Source organism: Bacillus sp. C-3-6 (genome assembly GCF_054509685.1).
The window spans coordinates 4,326,488-4,349,879 of record NZ_CM137247.1; the positions used below are offsets into that span (position 1 = coordinate 4,326,488).

A 23,392-nucleotide genomic window follows, 5' to 3' on the forward strand; every position below is an offset into this window, starting at 1 on the left:
GAACTATGATGGAGTACAATGTTCAAAATACATTTAAACCGATCGATTTTTCTTCGTATACATCATTAGATAAAAGGAGTGAATGTTTTATGCACCGTATTACGCTTGAACAAGTTTTTAAACATCACATTACACAAAAATACGTAAACCGTTCTGGAATGGTCCACGCGATCGCTGTCGCTTACCATGCGTTTCACCTAGCCAAAAAGCATCACGCCTCAGTCGATGCTGCGACAAAAGCCGGTTTCCTTCATGATATCGGACATCATACGTGGTACACAGGCGGCGAATGGGACTATGACTTATATAAAAAGAATGATATCCATGCAATTAAAGGTGCTGAAAGAGCACATAAATTGCTTATTAGATTAGGAGAACATCCAAAACTAGCAAAAGAAATTTCTATCGCAATTCTTCTTCATACAGATTCTTTCTTAGTAGAACAAGAAATTGAAAGAACATCTCTTCAAAACATTATTAAATGGGCAGACGAAGCAGATGAAGAACCAGGCGGAGCTCATCATTATAGAACGATTTCTTATGAAAAAGCACTTAAAGCTATTCAGCAATTAGATCGATTGGTAGAGCGTGAATTGCAAATAGAGCAAGCAAAATTGAATAACAAGGCAGAACATAGTTATCAATGAGAAAGAGGCATCACTACAGGGTGATACCTCTTTTATTATTTTATGGAAAATAAACCTTTATCCCGCATTAACAGGCAGTAAGATCCCCACCTCGAAATTCAGCAAAGACGAGGAAGTTAGGTGGAGAATCAACTGCCCGTAAAAGCCCGATTGGTGAGGGCTGATAATCAGTGGGGGATGAACCTCCCCAATGATTAAAGTTTCACTTTATATGTAATATTTAAATGTTACATTCAAAAACATTTTACTTTATAATTAAATATACAAATATAAAAGAGGTGATTTTACAAATGCAACCCGCTACACAGCTTTCTAATGAACAAAAACACTCGATGTCATGGGGACAATTTATTAGCTCTGTTTTATTCGCCTTTTTTGGAACTGGACTTATTACTGTGTTCCTCGCAATGCCATTAACAATTTATACAGCAGGTCTTACAGATAAAAAACAAGTTGCCCTGTATGAATCTATTGCAAATACTGCAAGTACCGTATTACAACTAGCTGTATTGTTATTCTTCATTTTTAAATTCGAACCCGCAAAAAAATTACTACTAAAATCTTTTAACTTTAAAACACTGAAAGAATGGCGCACATACGTATACTTACTTCTTTTCTTCGTTATCAACATCATACTCAATTACATCTTGTTAAATTATGTGTTCCAAGACGCAACAAAGCAGCAATCTTCCGCACTAAGCTTAGACGTCTTTAAGCAATATCAAATATTATTACTTCTCAGCTTTGCAATACTCACACCCATTTTTGAAGAACTTATTTTCCGTGGTTTTATACTTCGCTTCTTCTCAGAACGCTTTCCATTTTGGATTGCAGCCATCGTAACAAGTTTCTTCTTCGGTATCGCTCATACATACTCACTTGGGGTAATGGTAATTACTTTCTTTATGGGATTATTAATGGCCATTTTATGTAAAAAAACAAAGTCCATTATTCCAGCTATGTTATTTCATATTATGAATAACATGTTGGCATTCTTGAGTTAAAAAGAGGTATCATCGCGATACCTCTCTTTACTCTTTTATCATAACTTCAAACTCTTCTGCGGTTAGCGTTTTTGATAATCCGTATCGTTATTACCCATTTCCTTCAATTTATATATACTCATTAATAATATCCAAAATAAACCTCATGTAGTAAAATATAACTTAATTCATATAAAGGAGTTTACATATGTTCAGTGTTATTTGGATGCTTTTCACGCCACTTCTCTTACTATGCGGGATTGCTGGTGGTATTTTTTTAATAGTAACAGGAATTAAATATCGGAAATTACTCGTTGGTTTAATGGGGCTACTTAGCCTATCCTTTGTCACACTACCTTTTGTTTTTTTAAGTATAGGAATTAATATGGATACAATCTTCCCCATTCCAACTGCTCTTTACTGGACCCTATTTTCTTTAACTGGATTATTAGCTGGATTAAGTGGATTACAAGCAAAGATTAAAAGTATCCGTAATATGGGATTCATTATTTTTATCGCTGGTATATTAGGAGTTATCTTCTGGTTACTCATGACTGTGGGTGATTCATACTATATATAATATTTTTTGAAACTCACAAATCGGAGGTAACACAGAAGTGTTCGGAATATTAACTTGGATGATTTTAGCTCTTACTTTAATGGTATGCGAATTCATCGTTGGCATTTTTTTAATTATTTTTGGTATTAAATGTCGTAAATCACTTACCATTATAGCTGGTTTAATTAGCATATTACTTATCGTTGTTCCTATCGTTTGTATAGGTTCTGGAATAGATTTAGAGGGGATGGTTCCAATTTCGGGAACTTTATATTGGTGCTTCTTCTCTTTAGCTGGACTATTAGCTATTATAAGCGGCAGGCAAATATCGAGTATTTGTTCTATGGGGATAATTTTGTTTCTAGCAGGGCTGTGCTCCGTAGCTGGTTACCAGCTTTTATATTTAACTGCATAAAGAACACAAAAAAGCAGGGAATTTAATTCCCTGCTTTTTTATTTGGTTTATTGCCTGATGGTAAGAAGAACGATAACACCCAAGCAATCCCTGCGAGTATCGTTGCAATTAAGAAGGCATCGTTAATACCGTTAATTGCAGATAGCTTTGAAATTTGTCCATATAATAGTTGTGTGCTCATCGCGTCTCCTGCTTGAGCTGATCCAGCTAAGGCCGCTAAGCTTTGACCCATGCCGTGTACTTTATCAACTAAAATTGGGTTTGATGTTGTTAACATGTTGCCGTAATCTGCTACGTGAGCAGTTGTTTGTTGTGTCATAAGTGTGATTAAAATCGCTGTTCCGATTGAACCAGCTACTTGTCTTGACGTATTTTGCGTTGCTGTACCGTGAGAAATTAATTTCATCGGTAGCGCGTTCATACCAGCTGTCATAATTGGCATCATAATGAATGACATACCAATTGAACGTATAATATAATCCGTCATAATAACGCTATACGGTGTATCCATCGATAATTTTGTAAATTCATATGTCGCATACGTCGTAATTGCCAATCCAATTATCGCTAATGGACGAATGCCATATTTATCGAATAATTTACCCGCTACTGGTCCCATGATCCCCATAATTAATGATCCTGGAAGAAGTAGTAAACCAGATTCAATTGGCGTAAAGCCACGAATGTTTTGCAGATATACTGGAAGCAATAACATACCTCCGAATAATGCCATCGTAACGATTGCGTTAATTACTAAAGTAAAAGTAAATACTGGATATTTAAATACTTGTAAATCAAGCATTTTATTGTCCGTTGTTAACTCTCTCCAAATAAATAACGCTAAACCAATTACACCGATAACAAGTGAAATAATGACTTCTGCACTAGTCCAACTATTATTTCCAGCTTCACTAAATCCGTACAATAAGCTTCCTAGTCCAATACTTGAACTAACCACACCGAATATATCTAATTTCGTTTTAGACACTGGCTGAGCTAGTGTAAAGAATTTTAAAGATAGGAACGTAATAATTAAACCAATAATAAACATCGCATAGAACATTAAGTTCCAGCTATAGTTTTCAATCACCCAACCTGTTACAGTTGGTCCGATAGCTGGCGCTAAAATCATCGCTACACCTAGTAATCCCATCGCCGCTCCGCGTTTATGAGGCGGGAATAACGTCATAAAGATATTCATACCAACCGGCATTAAAATACCCGCACCAACTGCTTGAATTACGCGACCTGTCATCATCATTGTAAAGTTTCCTGAAGTAGCACAAATGATAGATCCTACCGTGAAGAATAACATTGCTGCTACGAATAATTTACGATACGTAAATCGTGAAACTAAAAAGGCACTAATCGGTACTAAAATACCATTTACAAGCATGAAGCCTGTAATTAACCATTGTGCTGTTGAAGTTGATACATTAAATTCATTCATTAACGGAGGTAATGCAACGTTAATGATTGTTTGGTTTAAAATAGAAACGAACATGCCGAGAATTAATACAGCTACAACTGCTTTTACGTTCACATTCTCTACAGGCATAGACATTTGTTTTTTCGGCACTTCTTTTTCTTGTTTTACTTCTTCTTGCTTTCCTGTTTCTAACTCAACTACATTAGAAATTTCCGATTCTTGCTTTCGTTCAATTTCTTTCTCTTCTGTTTCAACTTTACTTACTTCTATTTTACTTACGGCTGGGACTTGTTCTTCTCCCATTTTCGTTTTTTTCTTTCGTAAAAGACGATTTACAAGGAAGAAGACGATTATACAAAATAGTGCATATCCTGCAATTACAATTGAGGACATCTCATCTCCCCCTTACTTATGAATACGAACTGTCACATTCATGCCAGGAACAATATTTACTGATTTGCTATGATCTAAAGAAATTTTAACTGGTACTACTTGTGTTACTTTCGTATAGTTCGCTGTTGCGTTGCTTGATGGCAACATAGAGAATGTATTCGCTGTTGTTAAGCCAACTTGTTCTACTTTTCCTGTTAACGTTGTATCTGGGTATGCATCTACATACACATCTACATCTTGACCTTTTTGAACATCATCAACATCTGTTTCTTCAATGTTTGCTGTTACCCATAAATTGTTCATATCAAATGCATAAGCAATCGGGCTACCTGCTCCAACGAAAGCATTTGTTGTTGCGTTTGATTGTACAACTGTTGCATTTTGTGGAATTGTTACATCTACTGTTTGTTCTCCATTAGCTGCCGCTACAGTAACAGTACCTAATTTATCGTTCTCATTATAATTTTTTCCTACTTCAGCTTTCCAGTCAGTTAGTTTACCTGCTACTGGTGAAGCAACCGGAATTACCTTTCCATCAATCTTTGCATTGTCTGTTTTTAAGTAATTTTCCGTTTGATTGTAATAGTAATAACCGCCAATACCGCCGCCAACTAGTACAATTAATGTGATAATGTTGATAATTACCATTCTTCGAAACTGATTCATTGCATTCCTCTCCTTATATCGCATATAATTTTTTTCTAAACTATTTATGTCCTTATTGTTTAGATTGTTTAATTGTTAATTATATTAACCTTTTAACAAAAAAATCACACCATCTGCAGCGTAAATCGAAATTTATCTACCTGCGAGCGGTGCTGATTTCTGAAGGACTATCGTTTATAATTATAAATAATTATTTTGAATCTACAACCGACAATTTACGTATGAAATGTCGTTTAAACAACAATATAATACCAATATGTTGTTTAAGTACAGAAAATTAAACGAGGGGAAATAAAAATGTCTATTAAAAATACAAATGATCCACGTGTAAAACGGACGAGACAACTCATACAGGATGCTTTTGTCGCTTTAGTAGGCGAAAAAGGTTTTGAAAATGTTACTGTTCAACATATTGCAGAACGCGCTCCTGTAAACCGCGCTACATTTTATAGCCATTACCACGATAAATATGACTTACTAGACAAAAGCATTGAAGAAATGTTAGAAAAGCTAACTGAAGTAATTAAACCGAGAAATAGAAATAAAGAAGATTTCCAACTAACATTTGATTCGCCACATCCAAGTTTTTTGGCCTTGTTCGAACATATTGCAGAAAACACTAACTTCTATAACGTCATGCTTGGTGATAAAGCTGCCGGAAACTATACGTATAAGATGATGAAAGCAATTCAAACGCATTTAACATTAAGCCTCTCTATTTCACAACCTAACGATGAAAAACTAATGGTTCCACGCGATATTCTCATTAGTTATGTTACTGGTGCCCATCTAGGGATGATTATGTCATGGCTTAAAAGAGGAATGATATATACCCCGCATTTTATGGCGATGCAATTAACTCGTTTAATTATTTTAGGCGCTCATACTGCAGCGGGATTAGAACGGCCTTTTTAAAACATAAAAAAGCGAAGGAGAATCTCCTTCGCTTTTTCTATTAATTAAATGTAATGTTATGTACAGCCTCTTTATCAAGACGTTTAATAACTTCTACAATTAACTTCACTGCATTTTCATAATCATCACGATGTAACATTGCCGCATGAGAATGGATATAGCGCGTTGCAATTGTAATTGCCATAGAAGGAATACCATTTACAGCAATGTGAATCGCACCCGCATCCGTTCCTCCGCCCGCTACTGAATCATATTGATACGGGATTTGTAATTCATCAGCAACATCAACTACGAAATCACGTAAACCTGTATGTCCAATAACAGAAGCATCATATAAAATGATTTGTGGTCCATCGCCCATTTTACTTTGCGCTTCTTTTGACGTTACACCCGGTGTATCTCCAGCGATACCAACATCTACTGCGAACGCGATATCTGGTTTAATATAATTCGCAGATGTTTTTGCACCACGAAGACCAACTTCTTCTTGTACAGTTCCAACGCCGTATACAACGTTTGGATGCTTTTCATCTTTTAGTTGTTTTAATACGTCAATTGCAATTGCACAACCGATTCGGTTATCCCACGCTTTTGCAAGTAACATTTTTTCATTCTTCATCACTTGGAATTCAAAGTACGGTACAACTTGATCTCCTGGTCGTACGCCCCACTCCATCGCTTCTTCTTGGCTAGAAGCACCGATATCGATGAACATGTCTTTAATTTCAACTGGCTTTTTACGAGCTTCTGGAGGTAAAATGTGCGGTGGTTTTGAACCAATTACACCTGTTACATCTCCTTTACGCGTTACAATCGTCACGCGCTGTGCAAGCATAACTTGTGACCACCAGCCACCAACCGTTTGGAAGCGAAGGAAACCTTTGTCATCGATTTGTGTAATCATAAATCCAACTTCATCTAAATGACCTGCAACCATAATTTTCGGACCGTTTTCTTCCCCTACTTTTTTCGCAACTAAACTCCCTAAATTATCAGTAGAAAGTTCGTCCGCAAACGGCTCGATATATTTCTTCATTACTTCACGTGGTTCACGTTCGTTACCAGCAATACCACGTGCATCCGTTAATTCTTTTAGCATTGTCAATGTCGCGTCTAATTTTGTCATTGCCAACACCCTCCTTTTTCTTCAGTCAATTCATTATACAATAATTAAATTGAAATATTCAAAAATTAAATTAGTATCCTTGTGTTTGACGCTGATGATTTACCTCATTTTTATCTAAATATGCTTTTTCAATCTCTTCTTGCTCAAATTCAAGTGCTTGTCCAAGTCGAAGATAGCTCGTAAATAATTCAATATAGTTTGTAATAGATGGTTGATCTGTAAAACGAATTACTTTCGCATATGTGTCTAAGAAAATTTCCACTTGTGTTTTATTCGTTTGTGCACATTTATAGAATAAGAAGTTTTTATCAATACCTAAATCAATTCCGATTGATAAAATAAAATGCAAACCATCTACGTATTCTTCTAATATTACTTCACGTTCCGAAGCTGGTTTGTTGCTCCAATATTTAAAACAACGTGTTTCATTTGCAAGTTCACCAATTTCTACAAGAAGAGCTAACATTTTTTCTTTTAACAATTTTTTCGGTTGTAAGTCATGTTCTTTTGCAATACGGTCATCTAATTCTTTTTGTAATTTAAATAGTTGTAGTAAGTCCATTCTATTGTCCTCCTCCAACATCGCATTTTACGCAACAATGTTGTTTCATCTCAAAGTTCATTATTATGTTTCAGTTCTTATGAATAAGTCAGCTATCTACCTCTTTATAAAATAGCTTGTCCTTAATTTGCAAATACGTTTCAGTCATCACTCTTAAATTGTTCATCTGATGAAAGTTCCATATCATCTTTCCATTATAGCAGTGTCGTTTCGGCTAGGAAAGATACTCTTCTTTCCAAACGTGCATAATTAAAAAAAGCCAGGAGGATTCTCCTGACTTCATATGTATATTCTTCTATATCGCTATAGTTTTTACGTTGATTTTGTCATATCGATAACAACACATCCGTTAATCTTTAGAACTTCAAACTTCTCTCTGAACACAAACAAAAAACCTTAGAAGAAAATTCTTCTAAGGTTTCAACTAATTAATTAGTTAATGTTGTTTTTTGCAACTGTTGCTAATTCAGCGAAAGCTTTTTCGTCATGAACAGCTAAGTCAGCAAGCATCTTGCGGTTAACTTCGATGCCAGCATTTTTAAGACCGTGCATTAAGCGGCTGTAAGAAAGACCATTCATACGAGCTGCTGCGTTGATACGTGTAATCCATAATTTACGGAAGTCACGTTTCTTTTGACGGCGGTCACGGAATGCATACATTAGAGATTTCATAACCTGTTGGTTAGCAACCTTGAATAATGTATTTTTTGAACCGTAGTAACCTTTTGCTAATTTAATTACTTTTTTACGACGTTGACGAGTAACTGTACCACCTTTTACTCTTGGCATAATATTACCTCCTAATTGTTCTATATATCAGCCGAACTTATTTTAAGTTGTCAAGCATTTGACGAATGCGTTTGAAGTCACCAGCGCTTACTACACCAGCTTTACGTAGTTTACGTTTAGCTTTTGTAGATTTGTTAGCGAATAAATGGCTTGTGTAAGCGTGAGAACGTTTCAGTTTACCTGATCCAGTCTTTTTGAAACGCTTTGCAGCGCCGCGATGAGTTTTTTGTTTAGGCATAGGTATTTCCTCCTCTATCTATTACTTATCGTTTTTCGGTGCTAAAACTAAGAACATACTGCGTCCTTCCATTTTAGGCTTAGATTCAACTGTACTAACTTCAGCACAAGCTTCTGAGAAGCGATCTAAAACACGTTGACCGATTTCTTTATGAGTAATGGCACGTCCTTTAAAGCGAATTGACGCTTTAACCTTGTCGCCTTTCTCTAAAAACTTGATAGCATTACGAAGTTTTGTGTTAAAGTCGTGTTCATCAATTGTTGGACTTAAACGAACTTCTTTCATGCTAATTACTTTTTGATTTTTGCGCTGCTCTTTTTCTTTCTTCTGTTGCTCAAAGCGGAATTTACCGTAGTCCATAATGCGGCATACTGGCGGTTTCGCATTTGGAGCAACTAATACTAAATCAAGATTAAGATTTGCAGCTAAGTCTAAAGCGTCATTACGAGACTTGATTCCAAGTTGATCGCCATTTGCGCCAACTAAACGTACTTCACGTGCACGAATTTGCTCGTTAATCATCATATCCTTGCTAATAGTAAGCCACCTCCAAGGTTTTCTCAGAACATATTTTGTAGTCATAGAACCCGACAAAAAAAGTGCGGGCATACGACACCCACACTTGTAAAATCTTAAGTAAGAAATACATTTACCTGCTAACTGCGAATGCGTCCATCAGGTGAGAAGCGGGTGCTTCTACTTGTTCCACAAAACAATATTCTATTATCCTTGATGAGTTTATCATAGGACATGACGTCTGTCAAGAAGACGCGATGTGTTTTACTAACAACAAGAAATATTGTAACAAACAACTAACATACTTGCAATACTTTTTTATGATAAGTGTTACATGGTTATTTTTTCTAGTTTTTCTCTTTTATATTACAAAGAAAAGCCGCGGTATACCGCGGCTTTTTCTTATCGTTTTCCTTCTACTTTAATCATGTCAACAAAAGCATCTAATGCGATTGTTTCTGATTTTTGTTCACCATATTTACGTACGTTTACGCCGTTTTCAGTTACTTCATTATCACCTACTACAAGCATGTACGGAATTTTTTGCATTTGTGCTTCACGGATTTTGTAACCGATCTTCTCTTCACGAGTGTCTAATTCAACACGGATACCAGCACGACGCAATTCGTCTTGTACTTTCTTCGCATAGTCTAAATGTACTTGCGGAGAAACTGGAATTACTTGTACTTGAACTGGAGCTAACCAAGTTGGGAATGCACCTTTGTATTCTTCAATTAAGAAGGCTACGAAGCGTTCCATAGTTGATACAACACCACGGTGAATTACAACTGGACGATGTTGCTTACCGTCTTCGCCAACATAAGTTAATTCAAAGCGTTCTGGAAGTAAGAAGTCTAATTGTACAGTTGAAAGTGTTTCGTCTTTTCCAAGAGCAGTACGAACTTGAACATCAAGTTTTGGACCGTAGAATGCCGCTTCACCTTCAGCTTCATAGTAATCAAGACCCATTTCATCCATAGCTTCTTTTAACATACCTTGTGCTTTTTCCCACATCTCATCATCCGCATAATACTTTTTAGTATCTGCTGGATCACGATAAGATAGACGGAATGAGTAGTTCTCTAAACCGAAATCTTTGTACACTTCTAGAGTTAAGTTTACAACACGTTTTAACTCTTCTTTAATTTGATCTGGACGAACGAAAATGTGCGCATCGTTTAAAGTCATTCCGCGTACACGTTGTAATCCAGATAACGCACCTGACATTTCATAACGGTGCATTGTTCCAAGTTCCGCAATACGGATTGGTAATTCACGGTAGCTGTGAATATCATTTTTATAAACCATCATATGGTGAGGACAGTTCATTGGACGAAGAACTAATTCTTCATTATCCATTTCCATTGATGGGAACATGCCATCACGGTAGTGATTCCAGTGACCAGAAGTTTCATATAACTCTCTACTTCCTAATACTGGAGTGTATACGTGATCATAGCCTAAGCTTGCTTCTTTATCAACGATGTAACGCTCGATAATACGACGAATTGTTGCACCCTTTGGTAACCAAAGTGGTAAACCTTGTCCTACTTTTTGGCTATTAGTAAATAGTTTTAATTCTTTACCTAATTTACGGTGATCGCGCTCTTTCGCTTCTTCAAGCATACGTAAGTGCTCATCTAATTCTGCTTTCTTAACGAATGCAGTACCGTAAATACGTTGTAACATTTTATTATTGCTATCGCCGCGCCAGTAAGCACCTGCAACGCTTAATAATTTAAACACTTTAATTTTCCCTGTAGATGGAAGGTGAACACCACGGCAAAGGTCGAAGAATTCGCCTTGCTCATAGATTGAAATAACTGCATCCTCTGGAAGATCGTTAATTAAATCTAATTTTAACTCATCACCAATTTCTTCAAAGCGACGAAGTGCTTCTGCACGTGGTACTTCATGACGAACGATTTCTAAGTTTTCGTTCACGATTTTTTGCATTTCTTTTTCGATTTTCTTGAAGTCTTCAACTGTAATTGCTTCTTCCATATCGATATCGTAATAGAAGCCATTTTCAATTACTGGACCAATGCCAAGCTCAAGCTTAACATCTTTATATAAACGTTTTAACGCTTGTGCTAAAAGGTGGGCTGTTGAATGGCGTAAAATATATAAGCCATCTTCAGAATCTAATGTAATAATAGAAACTGCACCATCTTCTTCGATTGGTGTAACAAGATCGATCATCTCATCGTTTAATTTTCCAGCTACAGCTTTTTTCTTTAAGCCTGGGCTAATAGAAGCTGCGATTTCTTCAGTTGTTACGCCTTTTGGAAACTCCTTCACAGCTCCATCAGGGAAAGTAATTTTAACTACATCTGCCATCACTGGTCACTCCTCTTTTTCTCAAAATAAAAAACACTCATCCCGTAAAAAGGGACGAGTGTTGAATTCGTGGTTCCACCCTTGTTCCAATTAACATAATTGTTAATTGCTCAAGTTCAACATAACGGTGTTGTCCGTTAGCAATTACTAGAAAAACCGTTCACTGCTAAAGTTTAGAGGTGGTAAGTAATAATCCCGTACTAGGAAGCTCACACCCTAAGGCTTCCCTCTCTGAAAATCGTAGAAAACTACTCATGTCCTCATCATGACATTTCGATATATTTCATTTATGTAGGTAATTATATGCTCAAAAACTTAGAAAATCAAGGGCGTTACCTTTATTTTTTAAATTTTTCACATTGCGCTCAAAATCATGTAATCCATGTAATTGGACCCGTTCTTGAAACACATTTCGCAAAGTAATAATCATATTATGGTCTTGTTCTTTCGTATATAAATAAATCTTTTTGGGCGAAATAGAAAGAAGCGGCGCAATTACTTTCGTATCAATATATACATCATTTTGCTTTAATAATTCCTCATCTATATATTGGACCAACTTCTCCTGTTTTAAACGTCTTCCTTTATCATCATAAAAGATAAAGCTTTCATCAAAAATAAGATGCACGCAGGACAAGCGTGATTTACGGCTACTTACTTGTTGCCGAAGCGTCTCAATGAACATTTGGTATTCTTGCTCCATCTTATATTCATCAATTGCCACTTCCGCAAGTTTAGCCACCATTTCCCTATATGTACGAAGACGAAAACGGATATATGATGAAAACGAGAATGAGAGCGGATCACAAAGCCAATTATTTAAAGAAGACTTAATATATGACTCAAATGCGTTACGCGTTAAATCCTGAGCTACACCTTTTCTTCTTCCCTTTAAAATCTCATGTGCCATGTGCAATATTTGATGACACTCTTCTTGTTCTTCATAAAAAAACTTTTCTTTTAAGATCGTATAAATCCACTCATTTTGTTTCACATTCACAATAAAATACACCATTACCGGCAATAAGATCTTTTCAATATAATTTGATTCACGTACTGGTATGTGAATCACCACTTTTTGTTCCTGTAAATACACACTCGTTTCCTTATATAATACTTCCGCTCTTTTCAGCAATTGTCTATATACGTGCATAGCATCATTTTTTTCTTCGAAGCAAATTTCAATCACTTTTGTCCCCCCTTTTATCCCTGCTCTAAAGGACTGTATCTATACGTTACAAATCCTATAAGAGTCCGTCCCGTGGAAGTTCACTCTTAGTAGAATTACATTTCCTATCGTTAGAAAATCCACTCAATATGGCTTGCTAATTTTATATATATTAAGGGAGGGAGAAAAAAATGATACAAGCTACTATGAATTTTTTTATTGTATACTTTACTTATTACTAAAGGGAGGTATCTGAATGTTTGAATATAAATTCGTAAAAGTCGAATTTCATTGGGGGCTCACTCGCTCAAAACTAGCTGAAGACTACCAAGAAATTATTCAAGAACATGCTAGAGATGACTGGAGGTTCGTACAGATTGTTGCCCCTACGATTGGCAGTTCTGGACAACCTGAATATTTCGATCTCATATTTGAAAAGAAAATATCACTATAATACAAAAGAGCAAGCTTCTCAGCTTGCTCTTTTACTTATGACGACGGTTTTTCCCACCAATTGGAATTGGTTTCGCTAAATATTTAATTCGTTCCATAATACGTGCTGCCTTCATTTCTTCAGCCTCACCACGTTGTGTATACGTTAAATGATGTTCCAATTGTTTAAAATCAAAATTAGACGTAAAGAACGTCGGTAAGTTTTCTAACATACGGAATTGCAAGATTGCACCAAGCACATCGTCACGCACAAAGCTCGACATCGCTTCTGCCCCGATATCATCTAACATTAAAACTTGCACGCGTTTAACCGCATCAATCTTTTCGCCAATCGAATTATCTTGAATCGAACTTTTAATTTCACGTAAAAATTCCGGGAAGTATACGAGCATCGAACTTATTTTCTTTCGAGCAAGCTCGTTCGCAATTGCTCCTAAAAGGTACGTTTTTCCTACACCAAATTTACCGTACAAATATAAACCTTGTGCTTTTTTACCTGGTTCATATGTACTTAAAAATTCATTCGCTGCGCCAATTGCATCGATACGTGCATTTAAGTCAGAAGGGTCTAAGTTTTCCATAGTTGCCTGTAAAATATCCGTTGGCATATATACACTTTGAACGAGTTTTTCATATTTCTTTCTCTCGTCATATGCTACTTTTCTAACGCAACGATCGTATTGAATATCAATCATCTTCCCTTGAATAACAAGCTTTGGCTCGTATCCTTGCAGCATATTTTTACATGCACCTAAATCCGGACAATCCACGCAACCTACACTTTGTCCAATATATTCATATAACTTCACAAGACTGCGCTCAATCATAGAAGTCGTTACTTCACCTTTATGTTCGTCTATAAATTCTTTTACACGCGGGTGCGCCATTACTTCTGCCTTTAATACTTCATATCTATTTTTAAAGTTTTCATTTTCCATTAATTTTGTAAATGAATTTTGAATATGCTCCATTTTCTCACCTCAAAGAGCGTTCATTCTCTTCTATTAATCACGCTTATATTTTTTTAACACTTCTTCTAATCGTTTTCGTTCATCTTCTAGCGTACTTGCATCTTTTTCTACACTTACATCTTTCTTCGCCGTTTCTTTCTCTTGTTCTTTCGGCTCTTCTTCCTTAAGCCAATCTGGCACCATTTCTTTTCGTACCGTTTTCTTCGCCGTACGGCCTTTTTTCTTCGTCTCAGCCCACTCTTGATATTGACGGTTCTCTTCTTTCGCTAACGCCATCGCGTCCGCTACTGTACCGACCTTTTTACGTGCCCAATGCCCAGCAATCTTCTCGACATACGTTTTCGCAAGTTTCATATCTGAGCGTAGCATAACGTAATAAATAAGTACATTCACAACTCCTGGTGTCAATTTTTGATTAATCATGACATCTTCAACGATTTGCAAGTCCGCTTTCGTTGCCTCTGCACCACCAGAAATCTCTTTCAATAGTTGTTTTGGCGAGATTTCCTCTAGCTGCTTTATTAACATCTCCTCTTGTGATGAAGGCTCTTTCTCTTTCATCGTACGTGCAGCATGAGGCTGTACTCTTTCACTTAGTACCGGTAATGCTTGACCATTTTCAAATTGATACCAATCGCGCGCTCCTTTTCTAAGCCTTTCCATATCAATTGTTTGCATCTCTGTCACCGCACCAAGAACGATATTTTGCATCGATAACACATCTACACCATACACGTAAGCAAGTGTTATAACGCAGTCTCTTACTTGATCTGTAATCGCCTTTTTAGGAACAAGAGCGGACAATCCATCTACAAATAAAGAGAAATCAAAGAAATCATTCCAAACTTTCGGAGCGTCTCCCTTCTCGTTACTTGGCATAGTTGTCGTTTTTGGAATACGAAGGTCTTCTTGCGCATGCTCAAGCTGTCCTGGATTAAACGAACCAAACACATCATTGAAAGAGCGCGTAACATTTTCATAAGAAGCAAAATCAAATTCTTCTTCTAAGAAATATTGCTTTACTTGATTATATTTTGTCCGACTCAATCGATTGTATAAAAAGATACTTAAAACAATATCATCAAAAAACTGCTTCGGAGATAAAGGTGGTTGCAACTCATATATGAACATTCGAATATCTTTTTCTTTCTTAATATATACCTTCAAAAGCCCAATTGCCTCTAACTTTACTCGTTCCTCATATATTTCAGGAAGTTGCATTTGCATAGTCACCATAAGGGAATGATGTGTATTCTCTTTTCCAAATACACGATCTTGCTCTAGCTCCCCCCATAGTGTCATGTATAAGCTAAAAGCTCTACTACCTATTAACGGCTGATACAACATCGTTAATACTTTTCGGTCGTAATTATGCAGTAGCCCTTTCGCACTTACTTTATAACGATCAATCGGCAATAGCTCCATCCATGACTGTTTTTCCATTCTTGCTTTTCCTTTCTCTCATCCAATCTATCCTCTACTTCATTCCTTCTATCTTCATTATATAAATTCTTAGTGAAAAAGAGCTATTAGCTTTCGCTTCTAGCTCTCTTATCCTATTACTTACGGTATGTAAAGAGAATAAAATACAACTTCTACTCTCTTTCTTTTTGCAGTATATCTTTTAATTCTTCAATAAATACATTTAAATCTTTAAATTGACGATATACAGAAGCAAAACGTACATAAGCAACATCATCAATATCGCGAAGTTCTTCCATAACAATTTCACCAATCATATCACTTTTCACTTCTGATATACCTAAATTACGCAGTTCACGTTCCACGCTTTGTGTTACTTCTTCTAATTGTCTTAAAGATACTGGTCTTTTTTCACACGCTTTAATTAAACCGCGTAAAATCTTTTCTTTATTAAACTCTTCTCGTGTGCCTTCTTTTTTAACAACGATAAGAGGTGACTCTTCTACCCTTTCAAAGGTCGTAAAGCGACTTAAACAACTTTCACACTCTCTTCTTCTTCGAATAGAGCGCCCCTCGTCTACCGGACGCGAATCTAACACTCTTGTACCATTATGAGAACAGGATGGACAACGCAATTCATTCACTCCTTTACACTATACTCTTTATTTTTCTCTACTCAATTCACCTAAAATATATATACAATATTATATAACTCATTCTAACTCTCTTACCACTTTAAGTTTCAGCGCATCACTTTATCATCTCATACTTAAAAATAAGATGGTATATAGGGCACTACCTCATTTGCAAGAGTCCAATGTATTCAACTAACGAGTACGTTATATTTTTCCTTTTTTATAAACTAAAAAAGAGGTGCATTATACACCTCTTTACATTTTAAATCAATTATGTTCTTTTTTAAAGAGCTTTTGTTTCTCTCTGCTTAATTTCGAAGCTACCAGTGCCTCGAGGAAGCTCGATGCTCTCACGCGTTTTCGCGTTTAAACCTTCTGCAATATATTCTGCAGCAACATTTGGATCAATACGATCCCCACAAGTATAAACATCAATACTTGCGTAACCGTGCTCCGGAAAGCTATGAATTGTTAAATGTGATTCTGAGATAATTACTACTCCACTTACACCTTGTGGTGCAAATTTATGGAAAGCAACCTCACGCACTTCAGCACCAGCTCTTAGTGCTGCATCCACAAATAATTGTTCAATATACGGCATGTCATTAAGCTTGTCGAAATCGCAATCCCAAAGTTCAGCGATCACGTGACGACCCATCGTATCCATAGTATCCATTCTACAGTTCCCCCTTGTAAATTTATTCTAACTGTTCGAATTGAAAACTAATTTGCAATTTGGCTTGCTCCACTACCACGGGGGAAAGTTAGTCCAGAGAGGTCCTAACCCTTTAAGTAGTGACTACGTACCTCAGCTCTTAAGTTTACGAGTGTTAGTATACTTTGTTTATTTTCATTTTGCAACAACAGTTTTTTCGATTTTCTGTCATATTTTCCTCTTTACTTTTCCCTAAAAAAAATAAACGATTCACAAATTCAGTAATCACAACGTTTCGTGGTATGTCCACTTTTTAAAATATACTTATATAATTTTTTTCCTTTTCAGAAAAAAATAAAAAAAGAGGGCAAATATTGCCTTGCCCTCTCCTCCCTTATTCACTTAAATGTGTTGTACATTTTCTTGTTTCGCTAACTCTTCAACAACTAACGTTACAAGATCTACAACACGACGAGAGTAGCCCCACTCGTTATCATACCAAGCAAGTACTTTCACTTTACGATCACCCATTACCATTGTAGATAAACCATCGATAATAGCTGAATGTGTATTTGTATTAAAGTCGATAGATACTAAAGGCTCTTCGCTGAATTCTACAATACCTTTTAACGCACCGTTTGCAACAGTTTTGAATGCATCATTAATAGCTTCAACTGTCACATCGCGTTTTACATCTACTACTAAGTCAACAAGAGACACGTTTGGTGTTGGTACACGAAGTGCCATACCATGAAGTTTTCCGTTTAAGTGCGGAAGAACTTTTGCTAGCGCTTTCGCAGCACCTGTCGTTGTCGGAATGATTGATTGTCCGCAAGCACGTGCTCTTCTTAAATCTTTATGTGGGTTATCAATATTTTTTTGGTCATTTGTATAAGCGTGAACTGTCGTCATTAAACCGTTTTCAATTCCAAACTGCTCATCTAACACCTTCACAACAGGCGCTAAACAGTTTGTTGTACAAGATGCATTTGAAATAACAGTATGTTTTGTAATATCTAATTGGTCTTCGTTCACACCAACTACAATTGTTACATCTTCATTTTTACCAGGCGCTGTTAAAATTACTTTTTTCGCTCCAGCTTCAACGTGAAGAATTGCTTTTTCTTTTGAATTAAATTTACCAGTTGCTTCAATTACAACTTCAACACCTAAATCTGTCCAAGGCAATTCCTTTGGATCGCGGTTGTTTAAAAGGCGAATCATTTTTCCATCAACTAATAAGTGATCTTCAAATGCTTCTACTGTTCCGTCAAACTTGCCATGAACTGTATCATATTTAATTAAGTGTGCTAACGTTTCAGATGGATAGCTTGCATTGATTGCTACAATTTCGAATGCGCTTTCTTTTATTGCTTGACGAAATACCATTCTCCCAATACGTCCAAATCCATTAATTGCCACACGAGTCATAATATGTTATCCCCCTTGAATGCGTTATACTATTTATCTCCAATCCCAATAATAGTATAACACAAAAAGGAGATATGTCACTAAGCATTTTCATTAATTTCACAATTTTTTAGTCAATAATGTTCCACTTCTTTAAAATTACCTGCAATTGTGTTTTCGTTCCCATAATTGTGCCATCATTATTTATCACTTCATCTGCATTTTTCACTTTTTCTTCTAACGGCATTTGAGATTGAATACGAGCTGTTGCTTCTTCTTCTGAAAAGTTATTTCGTTTCATTAAACGTTCTAATTGCGTATGCGGCTTAACCGCTACAACTAAAATGCGGTCAACGAGACTTGTTAATTTGCTTTCAAATAAGAGAGGAATATCTAACACAACCGCTTGCATACCTTCTTTTATGTACATTTCCTTTTTCCTATTCATTTCCTCACGCACTGCAGGATGCACAATTTTATTTAACTGCAATCGTTTTTCTTCATTATAGAAAACGATGCTTCCCAATCTTGGACGATCTAGTTCCCCATCTTGTTGTAACACTTCCGCTCCAAACACTTCTACTATTTTGTTATATGCTGGTTTTCCTTGTTCTACAACTTCTCTTGCAATAACATCTGCATCAATAACTGGTATACTTAGCTCACGAAACATTTCTGATACCGTACTTTTTCCGCTTGCAATGCCTCCCGTTAATCCAATTACTACTGTCATAATAATCCTCCTCATAATAAAAGGCGCGAAACCAATGTTCCACGCCCATACTTACATTTTCCAAATTCCAATTATAATCAGTAATACCCCAGGCAGGAATGTAAATTTTTGTAACCACTTCATATTCGATAAAACCGTTCCAAGTTTCATTCCAATAAATAAAAACAAAGAACTCATAATTGCAACTAATATCGCCATCATAGCGGGTGCATACCCTAATAAAGATGCACCAATTCCGGCACCAAATGAGTCTACAGAAAGAGCGATACCAAGAAGCAATGCCTCTCCTGCAGAAATGGTGCCTGATTTATCAAAATCTGCTACAGTCGGTTTCCGTAAAATTTGAATCACTAGCCCTAGCGAGGCAATCTCTAATTTCCAGACCTTCTCCTCTTGCTTCGGTTCTTCTTTTTTTTCACTTCGAAAAAATTGATACAATACCCAAATCCCTATTCCAATAAGAACAAGCCCACCGATACGCGTTGCGATAACAGGTGAAAATACTTTCGCGATCATATGTCCAATTCCCATTGAAACAAGCATAACAGCCGCTGAACACATTCCGATAATTATAATTGATCTTAGTGGAATTCTTACGCTTCTTAAACCATATGTTAGCCCTACACTACAGCTATCTAAGCTTAATGTAAAAGCTAATAAAATAAGAGATAAATAAAGGTACATCGGTAAGCTCCTCCCTTATACATAGCTCTGCTGTATGTATATGACAAATGCCTATCCGATGTTATCTCTTTTCTATATTCTTGGCTGACAAATTGGGCAGTAATGCGTTCCTCGCCCGCCAACAACTGTTTTTTCTAATATCGTACCGCAAGTTACACACGGTTCTCCTTTTTTTCCGTATACATTTAGGAGTTCTTGGAACGAACCAATTTGCCCTTGTGAGTTGATATACGTTCGAATTGTACTTCCGCCACGCTTCACTGCTTCTCCTAGCGTTGTAACCGTAGCCTCATAAATTCGCTCAATTTCTTCTTTTGTCAAAGACGACGCTTCTCGTTCCGGATGAATTTGAGAACGGAATAAAACTTCATCCACATATATATTTCCAAGCCCTACTAAAAGACGCTGATCCAATAGCACAACTTTTATTTTACGATTTGTCTTTTGCAATCTTTCTTGTAAATACTGTGGTGTCAATTCAGCATCAAACGGCTCCGGCCCTAAGTCAGCAAGAGGCATTTTGTTCATCTCTTCACCTTTCTTAAAGAGATGCATCGTACCAAACTTTCTCACATCTTTATAATGTAATTCAGTTCCATCTGTAAATAAGAAACGGACGTGCGTATGTTTATCAATAGGCTCATCCTCTTGATGTAGTAAAAACTTACCTTCCATACGCAAATGTGAAACAATAACATAATTTGTTACATATAGAAGCAAAAACTTTCCTCTTCGCTTTATATTTTCAATCTTCTCGCCTTTTAGCATTTCTTTAAAGATTTCTGCATCATCTGGTCGTTTCACTATTTTTGGATAAGTAACAATAACATCTTCAATCGTTTTTCCTGTTACAAGATTTTCAAGTGTCCGTCTGACGTTTTCAACCTCTGGTAATTCAGGCATTTCATCACTTCCTTATTTTGCGTCGTACCAAGTTGGACCGTAAGAATAATCAACTTTCAGCGGAACTGCGAGTTCAATCGCATGCTCCATTACTTCAGGTACAAGCTGCTCTAATTTTTCAATTTCTTCTTTTGGTGCTTCAAATATTAATTCATCGTGTACTTGCAGAAGAAGACGCGCTTGTAATCCTTCTTCTTCTAAACGATCTGCCATAATAATCATCGCTTTTTTAATAATATCTGCTGCAGTACCTTGAATTGGTGTATTCATCGCTGTACGCTCAGCAAAGCTACGTAAATTGAAATTACGACTCGTAATTTCTGGAATATAACGACGACGATTTAATAATGTAGCCACATATCCTTTTTGTTTCGCATCTTTTACGATGTCCTCCATGTATTCTTGTACACCAGGGAAACTTTCTAAATACTTTTCAATAAATTCCGCTGCTGCTTTTCTTGTAATTCCTAAGTTTTGTGAAAGACCATAATCACTAATACCATACACAATTCCGAAGTTAACAGCTTTCGCTTGTCGTCTCATATTTGAAGTTACTTCATCTTTTTCAACGCCAAATACATCCATAGCTGTTTTCGTATGAATATCCATGTCATGCTGGAATGCTTCAACTAGCCCTTTATCATTTGCAATATGAGCTAATACACGCAGTTCGATTTGTGAATAATCAGCCGCATACATAATCCAACCTTCTTCTGATGGAACAAATGCCTGACGAATCTTTCTTCCTTCTTCTAATCGAATCGGGATATTTTGCAAGTTCGGATCCGTTGAACTTAATCGACCTGTTTGCGTTAACACTTGATTGAAACGAGTATGGATTTTAGATGAATCTTCATGTACAACTTTCAGTAAACCTTCAATATAAGTTGAATTTAGTTTCCCTAATTGACGATAATGTAAAATATTTGGAATAATTTCATGGCGATCCATAAGCTTGTCTAATACATCAGCTGACGTAGAATAACCTGTTTTCGTCTTTTTGATAACCGGTAAGTTTAAGTTCTCAAACAGAATTACACCAAGCTGCTTCGGTGAATTAATATTAAATTCTGTTCCCGCAAGCTTATAAATTTCCTGTTCCATTTCCTTTAATCTACCTGCAAGTTCTTCTCCCATATTACGAAGACGCTCCGTATCAACTTTTACACCTTTTACTTCCATATCAGCTAATACACGCGCAAGTGGCAATTCTAACTCTGTAAACAGTTCATATTGCTCATTCTTCTTTAACTCTTCAACGAATGTTTGCTTTACATCATATAATACATGCACTTTACGAGCCACATGCTCCGCTACTACTTCTAACTCTGGAACAGCACGCTTCGCACCTTTTCCGTAAACTTCTTCATCTGATTTCACAGCATGCGTTTCTTTCATTTTCGCTACAGTACGGAAATCTTTATCTGTATCAGCCGGGTCAAGTAAATAAGCAGCGATTAATAGATCAAAGTCAATCCCTTGCATATCTATCCCATTCCATTTCAGTGCAACGATTGCTCGCTTCGCATCAAATGTATGCTTTCTCATTTCTCCATTTGCAAGCCATGCTTTAAATGCATCCGACGCAAGAGCAATATCCTTCTGAATAAAGTAGCAACCATTTTCATTTTGAATACCAAAGCCTTGAATGTCCGCCTTATGATAATTATCTTCTTGCACTTCTACGATAAGCGCACTATCTTGCTGAAGCATTTCTTCTGTAACTTCTTCCACAATATCAAATGTAATATCATCTAATTCAGCTGGAGCTGTTTCTTCTGGCGTAACGCCTAATTTATTTAAAAGAGATGTAAATCCTAAACTCTCGAACATTGGAATCACATCACTTGCTTCATATCCTTTATACGCCATATCATCCACATGAACTGTAATCGGCGCATCTGTAATAATAGTCGCTAGATCTTTACTCATAAGAGCTTGTTCTTTATTTTCTTCCAGTTTTTCTTTTAATTTCTTCCCGCTTACTCGATCTAGATTTTCATACACTTCTTCAACCGTTCCAAACTGTGTTAACAATTTAATCGCCGTTTTTTCACCAACTCCTGGTACACCCGGAATATTATCTGATTGGTCTCCCATTAAACCTTTCATATCGATAATTTGCTTTGGTGATAAGCTATATTTTTCAAATAAAGATTCTTTCGTATATTCATCTACTTCCGTAATCCCTTTTCGCGGAATACATACAAGCGTGTTATCAGAAACAAGTTGAAGTAAATCTTTATCTCCTGAAATAACTTTTACACTTGCTCCTTGTTCACTCGCTTCTTTTGCTAGCGTTCCCATAATATCATCCGCTTCATAATTTTCTAATTCATAACGCGGTACATTGAACGCATCCAGCATCTCACGAATAAACGGGAACTGCTCTGATAATTCAGGTGGAGTCTTTTGACGTCCTCCTTTATACTCACTATACGTTTTATGACGGAAGGTTGTTTTGCCTGCATCAAACGCCACTAACATATGAGTTGGCTTTTCTTCCTCTAATATTCTCATTAACATCATTGTAAAACCGTAAATTGCGTTCGTATGTATACCTTTGTCGTTATTTAAAAGCGGTAGTGCAAAGAAAGCACGATACGCGATATTATTACCATCTACTAATACGACCTTTTTTTCCAAAATTGAAACCTCCCCATACAAATTTGAAATGATTTTTTTCACAGAAAAAAACCGTTCCTTTCCTCTCTCTATATTAACATGACTAATAGAGAGAAGAAAAATAACGGTTATTTTCTTTCATATATAAAACAGAC

24 protein-coding genes and 2 other annotated features are annotated in these 23,392 nt (G+C 36.4%); of the genes, 6 read left to right on the forward strand and 18 right to left on the reverse strand.

What is annotated here, in order from left to right:
• Nucleotides 1-89 precede the first annotated feature (89 nt).
• The 4 genes from ACW0JX_RS22205 (at nucleotide 90) to ACW0JX_RS22220 (ending at nucleotide 2,604) form a co-directional block, all read left to right on the forward strand.
• The gene (locus tag ACW0JX_RS22205; RefSeq protein ID WP_000554803.1) at nucleotides 90-647 is read left to right on the forward strand and encodes an HD domain-containing protein; all 558 of its coding nucleotides are present in this window, start codon (nucleotides 90-92) and stop codon (nucleotides 645-647) included.
• Between the two features lie 290 nt (nucleotides 648-937).
• Complete coding sequence (locus tag ACW0JX_RS22210) at nucleotides 938-1,651, forward strand: CPBP family intramembrane glutamic endopeptidase (protein ID WP_001182112.1); 714 nt, start codon at nucleotides 938-940, stop codon at nucleotides 1,649-1,651.
• Between the two features lie 187 nt (nucleotides 1,652-1,838).
• On the forward strand, nucleotides 1,839-2,210 hold the full coding sequence (locus ACW0JX_RS22215) for a DNA-binding protein (protein ID WP_070179522.1): 372 nt from the start codon (nucleotides 1,839-1,841) through the stop codon (nucleotides 2,208-2,210).
• Between the two features lie 37 nt (nucleotides 2,211-2,247).
• On the forward strand, nucleotides 2,248-2,604 hold the full coding sequence (locus ACW0JX_RS22220) for an ammonia permease (RefSeq protein WP_459245064.1): 357 nt from the start codon (nucleotides 2,248-2,250) through the stop codon (nucleotides 2,602-2,604).
• A gap of 22 nt (nucleotides 2,605-2,626) precedes the next feature.
• Here the strand turns inward: ACW0JX_RS22220 and ACW0JX_RS22225 are convergent, their stop codons facing one another.
• Nucleotides 2,627-4,426 carry a DHA2 family efflux MFS transporter permease subunit gene (locus tag ACW0JX_RS22225; RefSeq protein WP_459245065.1) on the reverse strand — a complete coding sequence of 600 codons (1,800 nt, stop codon included), beginning with the start codon at nucleotides 4,424-4,426 and terminating at the stop codon, nucleotides 2,627-2,629.
• Nucleotides 4,427-4,438: 12 nt separating this feature from the next.
• Entirely contained in the window at nucleotides 4,439-5,092 is a 654-nt protein-coding gene (locus ACW0JX_RS22230; protein WP_001071419.1) for an HlyD family secretion protein, read from the reverse strand.
• A 297-nt stretch (nucleotides 5,093-5,389) separates the two neighbouring features.
• Between ACW0JX_RS22230 and ACW0JX_RS22235 the strand changes: the two genes are divergently transcribed.
• Complete coding sequence (locus tag ACW0JX_RS22235; RefSeq protein WP_000023672.1) at nucleotides 5,390-6,007, forward strand: TetR/AcrR family transcriptional regulator; 618 nt, start codon at nucleotides 5,390-5,392, stop codon at nucleotides 6,005-6,007.
• A gap of 40 nt (nucleotides 6,008-6,047) precedes the next feature.
• Here the strand turns inward: ACW0JX_RS22235 and ACW0JX_RS22240 are convergent, their stop codons facing one another.
• From ACW0JX_RS22240 to ytxC, 7 genes are all read right to left on the reverse strand, one after another.
• On the reverse strand, nucleotides 6,048-7,133 hold the full coding sequence (locus ACW0JX_RS22240) for a M42 family metallopeptidase (protein ID WP_000163555.1): 1,086 nt from the start codon (nucleotides 7,131-7,133) through the stop codon (nucleotides 6,048-6,050).
• A 70-nt stretch (nucleotides 7,134-7,203) separates the two neighbouring features.
• Nucleotides 7,204-7,695 (reverse strand): dUTP diphosphatase, encoded by a 492-nt coding sequence (locus tag ACW0JX_RS22245; RefSeq protein WP_000365050.1) that lies wholly within the window; start codon nucleotides 7,693-7,695, stop codon nucleotides 7,204-7,206.
• 432 nt (nucleotides 7,696-8,127) lie between these two features.
• Nucleotides 8,128-8,484 carry a 50S ribosomal protein L20 gene (gene rplT, locus ACW0JX_RS22250; RefSeq protein ID WP_001138362.1) on the reverse strand — a complete coding sequence of 119 codons (357 nt, stop codon included), beginning with the start codon at nucleotides 8,482-8,484 and terminating at the stop codon, nucleotides 8,128-8,130.
• Nucleotides 8,485-8,521: 37 nt separating this feature from the next.
• Nucleotides 8,522-8,722, reverse strand: coding sequence for a 50S ribosomal protein L35 (gene rpmI, locus ACW0JX_RS22255; RefSeq protein ID WP_001125945.1), 201 nt, complete (start codon nucleotides 8,720-8,722; stop codon nucleotides 8,522-8,524).
• A gap of 21 nt (nucleotides 8,723-8,743) precedes the next feature.
• The gene (infC, locus tag ACW0JX_RS22260; protein ID WP_000973215.1) at nucleotides 8,744-9,247 is read right to left on the reverse strand and encodes a translation initiation factor IF-3; all 504 of its coding nucleotides are present in this window, start codon (nucleotides 9,245-9,247) and stop codon (nucleotides 8,744-8,746) included.
• Between the two features lie 62 nt (nucleotides 9,248-9,309).
• Nucleotides 9,310-9,430 (reverse strand) — a sequence feature (ribosomal protein L20 leader region).
• Nucleotides 9,431-9,640: 210 nt separating this feature from the next.
• The gene (thrS, locus tag ACW0JX_RS22265; RefSeq protein WP_000786077.1) at nucleotides 9,641-11,578 is read right to left on the reverse strand and encodes a threonine--tRNA ligase; all 1,938 of its coding nucleotides are present in this window, start codon (nucleotides 11,576-11,578) and stop codon (nucleotides 9,641-9,643) included.
• Between the two features lie 47 nt (nucleotides 11,579-11,625).
• Nucleotides 11,626-11,854, reverse strand: a binding site (T-box leader).
• Between the two features lie 31 nt (nucleotides 11,855-11,885).
• Nucleotides 11,886-12,767 carry a putative sporulation protein YtxC gene (gene ytxC / locus ACW0JX_RS22270; protein WP_000569629.1) on the reverse strand — a complete coding sequence of 294 codons (882 nt, stop codon included), beginning with the start codon at nucleotides 12,765-12,767 and terminating at the stop codon, nucleotides 11,886-11,888.
• 235 nt (nucleotides 12,768-13,002) lie between these two features.
• Here ytxC and ACW0JX_RS22275 point away from each other — a divergent pair, with 235 nt between their 5' ends.
• Nucleotides 13,003-13,200, forward strand: coding sequence for a DUF4177 domain-containing protein (locus ACW0JX_RS22275; protein WP_000464454.1), 198 nt, complete (start codon nucleotides 13,003-13,005; stop codon nucleotides 13,198-13,200).
• A gap of 31 nt (nucleotides 13,201-13,231) precedes the next feature.
• Here the strand turns inward: ACW0JX_RS22275 and dnaI are convergent, their stop codons facing one another.
• The 9 genes from dnaI to polA form a co-directional block, all read right to left on the reverse strand.
• Nucleotides 13,232-14,170 (reverse strand): primosomal protein DnaI, encoded by a 939-nt coding sequence (dnaI, locus tag ACW0JX_RS22280; RefSeq protein WP_000400120.1) that lies wholly within the window; start codon nucleotides 14,168-14,170, stop codon nucleotides 13,232-13,234.
• Between the two features lie 33 nt (nucleotides 14,171-14,203).
• Nucleotides 14,204-15,613: a replication initiation and membrane attachment family protein gene (locus ACW0JX_RS22285; RefSeq protein WP_000415025.1), complete on the reverse strand. Its 1,410-nt coding sequence runs from the start codon at nucleotides 15,611-15,613 to the stop codon at nucleotides 14,204-14,206.
• A gap of 152 nt (nucleotides 15,614-15,765) precedes the next feature.
• Nucleotides 15,766-16,227 (reverse strand): transcriptional regulator NrdR, encoded by a 462-nt coding sequence (gene nrdR / locus ACW0JX_RS22290; protein ID WP_001203687.1) that lies wholly within the window; start codon nucleotides 16,225-16,227, stop codon nucleotides 15,766-15,768.
• A 283-nt stretch (nucleotides 16,228-16,510) separates the two neighbouring features.
• Entirely contained in the window at nucleotides 16,511-16,894 is a 384-nt protein-coding gene (gene speD, locus ACW0JX_RS22295) for an adenosylmethionine decarboxylase (protein ID WP_002003660.1), read from the reverse strand.
• Nucleotides 16,895-17,284: 390 nt separating this feature from the next.
• Nucleotides 17,285-18,313 carry a glyceraldehyde-3-phosphate dehydrogenase gene (locus ACW0JX_RS22300; protein ID WP_000198974.1) on the reverse strand — a complete coding sequence of 343 codons (1,029 nt, stop codon included), beginning with the start codon at nucleotides 18,311-18,313 and terminating at the stop codon, nucleotides 17,285-17,287.
• 109 nt (nucleotides 18,314-18,422) lie between these two features.
• Nucleotides 18,423-19,025 carry a dephospho-CoA kinase gene (gene coaE, locus ACW0JX_RS22305; protein WP_000219286.1) on the reverse strand — a complete coding sequence of 201 codons (603 nt, stop codon included), beginning with the start codon at nucleotides 19,023-19,025 and terminating at the stop codon, nucleotides 18,423-18,425.
• 51 nt (nucleotides 19,026-19,076) lie between these two features.
• A complete protein-coding gene (gene ytaF, locus ACW0JX_RS22310; RefSeq protein ID WP_000281743.1) occupies nucleotides 19,077-19,709 on the reverse strand; it encodes a sporulation membrane protein YtaF in 633 nt (210 codons plus the stop codon).
• 72 nt (nucleotides 19,710-19,781) lie between these two features.
• Nucleotides 19,782-20,612 (reverse strand): DNA-formamidopyrimidine glycosylase, encoded by an 831-nt coding sequence (mutM, locus tag ACW0JX_RS22315; RefSeq protein ID WP_459245066.1) that lies wholly within the window; start codon nucleotides 20,610-20,612, stop codon nucleotides 19,782-19,784.
• A 12-nt stretch (nucleotides 20,613-20,624) separates the two neighbouring features.
• Nucleotides 20,625-23,258, reverse strand: coding sequence for a DNA polymerase I (gene polA, locus ACW0JX_RS22320; protein WP_459245067.1), 2,634 nt, complete (start codon nucleotides 23,256-23,258; stop codon nucleotides 20,625-20,627).
• Nucleotides 23,259-23,392: the final 134 nt, after the last annotated feature.

What these genes read in the sequence shown, in the direction of transcription:
- ACW0JX_RS22205 (WP_000554803.1), top strand. Translation starts at nt 90, where the DNA reads ATGCACCGTATTACGCTTGAACAAGTTTTTAAACATCACATTACACAA.
- ACW0JX_RS22210 (WP_001182112.1), top strand. Translation starts at nt 938, where the DNA reads ATGCAACCCGCTACACAGCTTTCTAATGAACAAAAACACTCGATGTCA.
- ACW0JX_RS22215 (WP_070179522.1), top strand. Translation starts at nt 1,839, where the DNA reads ATGTTCAGTGTTATTTGGATGCTTTTCACGCCACTTCTCTTACTATGC.
- ACW0JX_RS22225 (WP_459245065.1), bottom strand. Translation starts at nt 4,426, where the DNA reads ATGTCCTCAATTGTAATTGCAGGATATGCACTATTTTGTATAATCGTC.
- ACW0JX_RS22230 (WP_001071419.1), bottom strand. Translation starts at nt 5,092, where the DNA reads ATGAATCAGTTTCGAAGAATGGTAATTATCAACATTATCACATTAATT.
- ACW0JX_RS22235 (WP_000023672.1), top strand. Translation starts at nt 5,390, where the DNA reads ATGTCTATTAAAAATACAAATGATCCACGTGTAAAACGGACGAGACAA.
- ACW0JX_RS22240 (WP_000163555.1), bottom strand. Translation starts at nt 7,133, where the DNA reads ATGACAAAATTAGACGCGACATTGACAATGCTAAAAGAATTAACGGAT.
- ACW0JX_RS22245 (WP_000365050.1), bottom strand. Translation starts at nt 7,695, where the DNA reads ATGGACTTACTACAACTATTTAAATTACAAAAAGAATTAGATGACCGT.
- rplT (WP_001138362.1), bottom strand. Translation starts at nt 8,484, where the DNA reads ATGCCAAGAGTAAAAGGTGGTACAGTTACTCGTCAACGTCGTAAAAAA.
- rpmI (WP_001125945.1), bottom strand. Translation starts at nt 8,722, where the DNA reads ATGCCTAAACAAAAAACTCATCGCGGCGCTGCAAAGCGTTTCAAAAAG.
- infC (WP_000973215.1), bottom strand. Translation starts at nt 9,247, where the DNA reads ATGATGATTAACGAGCAAATTCGTGCACGTGAAGTACGTTTAGTTGGC.
- thrS (WP_000786077.1), bottom strand. Translation starts at nt 11,578, where the DNA reads ATGGCAGATGTAGTTAAAATTACTTTCCCTGATGGAGCTGTGAAGGAG.
- ACW0JX_RS22275 (WP_000464454.1), top strand. Translation starts at nt 13,003, where the DNA reads ATGTTTGAATATAAATTCGTAAAAGTCGAATTTCATTGGGGGCTCACT.
- dnaI (WP_000400120.1), bottom strand. Translation starts at nt 14,170, where the DNA reads ATGGAGCATATTCAAAATTCATTTACAAAATTAATGGAAAATGAAAAC.
- ACW0JX_RS22285 (WP_000415025.1), bottom strand. Translation starts at nt 15,613, where the DNA reads ATGGAAAAACAGTCATGGATGGAGCTATTGCCGATTGATCGTTATAAA.
- speD (WP_002003660.1), bottom strand. Translation starts at nt 16,894, where the DNA reads ATGGATACGATGGGTCGTCACGTGATCGCTGAACTTTGGGATTGCGAT.
- ACW0JX_RS22300 (WP_000198974.1), bottom strand. Translation starts at nt 18,313, where the DNA reads ATGACTCGTGTGGCAATTAATGGATTTGGACGTATTGGGAGAATGGTA.
- coaE (WP_000219286.1), bottom strand. Translation starts at nt 19,025, where the DNA reads ATGACAGTAGTAATTGGATTAACGGGAGGCATTGCAAGCGGAAAAAGT.
- ytaF (WP_000281743.1), bottom strand. Translation starts at nt 19,709, where the DNA reads ATGTACCTTTATTTATCTCTTATTTTATTAGCTTTTACATTAAGCTTA.
- mutM (WP_459245066.1), bottom strand. Translation starts at nt 20,612, where the DNA reads ATGCCTGAATTACCAGAGGTTGAAAACGTCAGACGGACACTTGAAAAT.